General features: G+C 55.3%; 1 protein-coding gene. It reads right to left on the bottom strand.

Annotation, left to right across the window (positions count from 1 at the left end):
* Window positions 1-657 (bottom strand): alpha/beta fold hydrolase (locus KQ486_RS14725; protein WP_216687972.1); only part of this gene is annotated, 657 nt, incomplete at its 3' end.
* Window positions 658-689 lie beyond the last annotated feature (32 nt).

The following is a 689-nucleotide window of genomic DNA, read 5'->3' as shown; positions in this document are numbered from 1 at the left end:
CCAGGAGAGGGTAGGCCGTCTAACCTCGCCCTTCTCCTTGAATGGCTCCAGGTAGGCAGCGAACTCCTCAGGCTCCAGTTTCCGCATGATCTTGCTTGGGAGCATGGTCTCGACGAAGAAGTTATTCTCAAGCACCATTTTCTCGCCCTCTTCGCTCTTGATCAGGGCGATATCCTCCTCGATGTCAGGCCACTCGTCCCAGGACTCGATCACGTCCACGACACTCTCAGCATGGACGATGGCCTTGATCTTGTCTTGGTGCTCGTAGGAGTAGTGAAAGGCCAGACAAGCCCCCCAGTCGTGGCCCACAAAGATGATTTTCTTTGGAAGGTTCAGCAGCTCGAACCAAGCGGTGAGGTACTTGTAGTGATCCAGGAGGCGATATGAGCCATTCCCGCTCTTGCCGGACTTACCCATTCCGATCAGATCAGGGATGATGCATCTAGCCACGGGCTCGATGTGAGGCACGACGTGCCTCCACAGGTAGCTGGAGGCAGCGTTACCATGCAGAAAAATCACGGCGTTCTCGGCGTGCTTCTCGGAATCATAGTAGTTGATGAAGGAGTCCAGCACGTTCATTTGCTTGCAGCGAGCCCACCACTGAGGCCCAGTGATCATGCGTTTGCGTTGCTCGGGGTCGTACACCTTGGAAGCCATGGTGGCTCCAGCCTTTGGTTCGAGACTGTTGT

It is taken from the genome of Allobacillus halotolerans, assembly GCF_018967645.1.
Lineage (GTDB): Bacteria > Bacillota > Bacilli > Bacillales > Alkalibacillaceae > Allobacillus > Allobacillus halotolerans.
This window is presented reverse-complemented; position numbering and strand designations above follow the sequence as displayed.